Origin of the sequence: uncultured Thiocystis sp., assembly GCF_903866365.1 — a bacterium.
In the GTDB taxonomy this organism is placed as follows: domain Bacteria; phylum Pseudomonadota; class Gammaproteobacteria; order Chromatiales; family Chromatiaceae; genus Chromatium.
This window is the reverse complement of record NZ_CAIPNF010000457.1, coordinates 1-3305: the sequence shown is the minus strand read 5'-3', so window position 1 is coordinate 3305 and position 3305 is coordinate 1. Positions and strand designations below refer to the sequence as shown.

Genomic DNA, 3305 nt, shown 5'->3' with positions numbered 1-3305 from the left:
GCAGGTTAATGCGGTAACGGGGTTGGCCGATCATACTGACTGTACTGTGCGAACAAGATAGTCAATAGGGTACCATTAATCGCCAAAGCCCTTACAGGGACTTGGGCGCCGCTGTACTAGAGCGCACTGGCGACATCGGTCTTCGAGAAATCCTCGCCCTTGAACAATAGGGACTCTTGACGTTTCTTCGCCAGAGCATAAGAAAAACAGTCGCCGAAGTTCAGCCCGGCTGGATGCCGACCCTTGCCGTATTGCAACCAGGCTTGATAAGCGATGCCCGCCAGTTCGGCATCGACGGGCTGAATCTCGATCACGGCCAGCGTGAGCAGTTCGTCAAGGCTTTGGCGGCCCAGCTCGCCACGCCGCGCGCTAATGACGAGCATGGTTTCAAGCCAGGTAGCTGCCGACATGACATTGGCCGAATCCGTCTCGATCAAGCGGCGGGCGTAGCGCTCGGCTTCCGGCTCGTCCAGCAGGATGCACACGAGCGATGAGGTATCGATGACCATCTGCGCGTCCTTCAGCTTGGCAATCCGTTGGCATCGTAGCCAATGATCTCGTCCGCACCGCGCGGATCGAGTTCTGAATAGGCCCCGCAGCGTCGGCTGACCTCCAGGATAGCGGACAGCCGTTGATTCGCGTTCAGCGGGGGCGATTGCCGCGTCTCGTCGTCGTCCGCCAAAACGATGACCTTGACGGAATGGTCTTCCCGCCAATGCCGGTAAGAAGCAGGCAGACGAATCACGCCGTCTTTCAGATGAGCCTCAAATTCGATCGCGTGCATGTGATGGGGCCTTTGGGAGCGGGCAGAAATCCAGTCAGTCTAGCATCCGCCAGCGTTGCCTCGCCGGCCAATCACCCCACATTTCCCACTCTTAAACTCCAAATCATCCACAACCCGCACGACACCGCCTAAGCCCTCCGCGATCCTCGCCGCACGTTTTCGAGGATCGCACCATGAGCCGCTTTCACCGCTGCATCGATTTCGTCCTGCTCGAAGAGGGCGGATTGGTCAATCACCCCAAAGACCCCGGCAAACTCACCAAGTTTGGCATCAGCCAGCGCAGTTACCCCCGGCTCGACATCCGCCGTCTGACCGTCGCCGACGCCAAAGCCATCTACCAGCGCGATTTCTGGGACCGCATCCGGGGCGATGCGCTGCCGGTCGGGCTGGATCTGGTGGTGCTCGATATGGCGGTCAATGCCGGCGCAGTGCGCGCCGTCCAGCTTCTGCAACAGCTCTGCGGCGTGGACGATGACGGCCTCATCGGCTCGCTGACCCTCGCCGCCATCCAGGACCGGCCCTCGGCTGACCTCATCGAATCCTATTCCCGCCTGCGTCTGACCTATTACCGCTCGCTCAAGCACTGGCCGACCTTTGGCGAGGGCTGGGAGGCGCGCGTGCAGCGCAGCCGACAGATGGCGTTGGCGCTGGCGCTCGACCACGCCCATCCCCTGGCGAACCGTGCATGAACTGGCAACGACTCGCCCGCGAACCCAGCACCTGGCGCGGCCTGATCTGGCTCCTGACCGCTGCCGGCGTGGTTCTCACCCCCGACCAGCAGGCCGCAGTGATTGCGGGCGGGATGGCGCTCGCCGGTCTGCTCGGTGCCTTCGTGACCGATTCCACCCCACCGCGAGACTGACCCCATGAACGCCATTGCCTACAAGGGTGGCTATCGCTACCAACTGCAACAGGATCTGATCTGTCCGGCGCTCGCGCCGCCAGACGGGGCGACGATCCGCACCCGCTTCATCGACCTGACCGCCGAGGGCTGGCTGACCATCCGCGCCGGCTATGCCTGGGACGGCCCCAGCGGCCCGACGCTGCACAGCCCGTCCTTCATGCGCGGCTCGCTGATTCATGACGCGCTCTATCAGCTCATCCGCGAGGGTCATCTACCCCGCACCCACCGCCGCGCCGCTGACCGGCTGCTCTACGACCTCTGCCGCCGTGATGGCATGTGGGCCATCCGCGCCGCCTGGGTCTGGCTCGCGGTGCGCCTCGTCGGCGGGCTGGTCCTGCGCCATGCCTCCAATCCGATCCGTTACGCGCCCGAGGGTTGCCCGACCTGACGGCTTCGCCCGCGCCGCTGTCGGCGCTTTTGACTGACGTTCATCACGAGGTTTTACCATGTCCAAGCCCAGCACCGCCTACCGGCTCTTTTACCCCGAGAGCAACACCGTCAGCGCCGCCGCGTTCCATGACCCGAGCGGCGCGGTCATTACCCCCGCGTCCATCGCCGATGGCGCAGACGATCCGCCCGGCTTCAAGTCCAAAGTGATCGCGCTGACGGCAGCGGCTGAACTGCTGTTTGCCCTGCCGACCTTTGCCGATCCCGCCAACCCGGTGCCGGTCTATCTCACGCGCGACGAGGGCGGCGCCTTTTACAAGGCGCTGGATGAACGGCTGTTCGATCCGCTCGACCCCGGACGCCCCACGGTCGGCGTGACCGCTGCGCAGGAATACCGGTTGTTCGAGACCAAAAGTCTACACCGTCAAGACCCCGATCTATGCCGTCGCGCTGGTCAATGCGCGCGGCAAGGATCCGATCACGGGCGATCCCATCGCCGGCAATGACATCCTGTTCCGCTGGTCTGGCCCGGTGCCGACCCTGATCGAAGTCGAGGCGGATGTGGAGGACATCGCCGATCCGCGCGGCTTCGTGCCGATTCCGGTCGGCAACGTCACCACCTATGCCGAAAGCTCGGTCGGGCTGTCGCTGGTGAGCGCCGCCTTGCGCCTGATCGAGCGATTGATGCGGTTTCTCACCGCATCCACCTTCTGCTTATACTCGTGTCTCACCCTCTCGCCAGCCCTCGCCGACACCCTCACGGGCCGCGTGATAGGCATCAGCGACGGCGACACCTTCACGCTCCTGACCGCCAACCAACGCGAGGTCAAGATCCGGCTGGCCGAGATCGATGCCCCCGAGAAAGCCCAGCCTTACGGTACCAAGTCACGCCAAGCCTTGAGCGTCCTGGCCTATGGCAAAGCAGGCACGGATAGCGGTCCAGACCATCGACCAATACGGGCGTCCGGTGGGCCCGGGTTTCGGTCGGTTCCATCGACGTGAACGCCGCGCCGGGTACGATGTCGTTGAACCGAAAGTCGATATCGATAGCGTCGATGGGGCGTGGTTCTCCTGAGCGAGCGCTATGTGCTCGACTTTGGCCATTTTCGCGTCCGGGGACAGCGCCGAGCGTTCGTGCAGAAAACGGTACCGGGATAGGCGGCAATGCCCGATGAACTGGCGGCAGAGGGTCGCGGGCGGTATCGTCTGATGTCGACTAAAACCCCCAGG

7 protein-coding genes are annotated in these 3305 nt (G+C 63.5%); 5 read left to right on the top strand and 2 right to left on the bottom strand.

Annotated elements, in window-relative coordinates:
- Window positions 1–116 precede the first annotated feature (116 nt).
- Both QZY07_RS25060 and QZY07_RS25055 read right to left on the bottom strand, forming a co-directional pair.
- Window positions 117–509, bottom strand: coding sequence for a type II toxin-antitoxin system VapC family toxin (locus tag QZY07_RS25060; protein WP_295408782.1), 393 nt, complete (start codon window positions 507–509; stop codon window positions 117–119).
- Window positions 510–520: 11 nt separating this feature from the next.
- On the bottom strand, window positions 521–784 hold the full coding sequence (locus tag QZY07_RS25055; protein ID WP_295408781.1) for a hypothetical protein: 264 nt from the start codon (window positions 782–784) through the stop codon (window positions 521–523).
- A 173-nt stretch (window positions 785–957) separates the two neighbouring features.
- Between QZY07_RS25055 and QZY07_RS25050 the strand changes: the two genes are divergently transcribed.
- From QZY07_RS25050 to QZY07_RS25030, 5 genes are read left to right on the top strand one after another with little or no spacing between them, the layout of a single operon-like run.
- Window positions 958–1473: a glycosyl hydrolase 108 family protein gene (locus QZY07_RS25050; protein ID WP_295408780.1), complete on the top strand. Its 516-nt coding sequence runs from the start codon at window positions 958–960 to the stop codon at window positions 1471–1473.
- Window positions 1470–1646, top strand: coding sequence for a hypothetical protein (locus QZY07_RS25045; protein WP_295408779.1), 177 nt, complete (start codon window positions 1470–1472; stop codon window positions 1644–1646). The genes QZY07_RS25050 and QZY07_RS25045 overlap by 4 nt, the downstream gene beginning before the upstream one ends.
- A 4-nt stretch (window positions 1647–1650) precedes the next feature.
- On the top strand, window positions 1651–2076 hold the full coding sequence (locus QZY07_RS25040) for a DUF1353 domain-containing protein (protein WP_295408778.1): 426 nt from the start codon (window positions 1651–1653) through the stop codon (window positions 2074–2076).
- Between the two features lie 58 nt (window positions 2077–2134).
- Entirely contained in the window at window positions 2135–2581 is a 447-nt protein-coding gene (locus QZY07_RS25035) for a hypothetical protein (protein WP_295408777.1), read from the top strand.
- Between the two features lie 25 nt (window positions 2582–2606).
- The gene (locus QZY07_RS25030) at window positions 2607–3077 is read left to right on the top strand and encodes a thermonuclease family protein (RefSeq protein ID WP_295408776.1); all 471 of its coding nucleotides are present in this window, start codon (window positions 2607–2609) and stop codon (window positions 3075–3077) included.
- The last annotated feature ends 228 nt before the right edge of the window (window positions 3078–3305 follow it).

Excerpts from the sequence above, each read along its gene's own strand:
- QZY07_RS25055 (WP_295408781.1), bottom strand. The coding sequence starts at position 784 with ATGCACGCGATCGAATTTGAGGCTCATCTGAAAGACGGCGTGATTCGT.
- QZY07_RS25045 (WP_295408779.1), top strand. The coding sequence starts at position 1,470 with ATGAACTGGCAACGACTCGCCCGCGAACCCAGCACCTGGCGCGGCCTG.
- QZY07_RS25050 (WP_295408780.1), top strand. The coding sequence starts at position 958 with ATGAGCCGCTTTCACCGCTGCATCGATTTCGTCCTGCTCGAAGAGGGC.
- QZY07_RS25040 (WP_295408778.1), top strand. The coding sequence starts at position 1,651 with ATGAACGCCATTGCCTACAAGGGTGGCTATCGCTACCAACTGCAACAG.
- QZY07_RS25035 (WP_295408777.1), top strand. The coding sequence starts at position 2,135 with ATGTCCAAGCCCAGCACCGCCTACCGGCTCTTTTACCCCGAGAGCAAC.
- QZY07_RS25060 (WP_295408782.1), bottom strand. The coding sequence starts at position 509 with ATGGTCATCGATACCTCATCGCTCGTGTGCATCCTGCTGGACGAGCCG.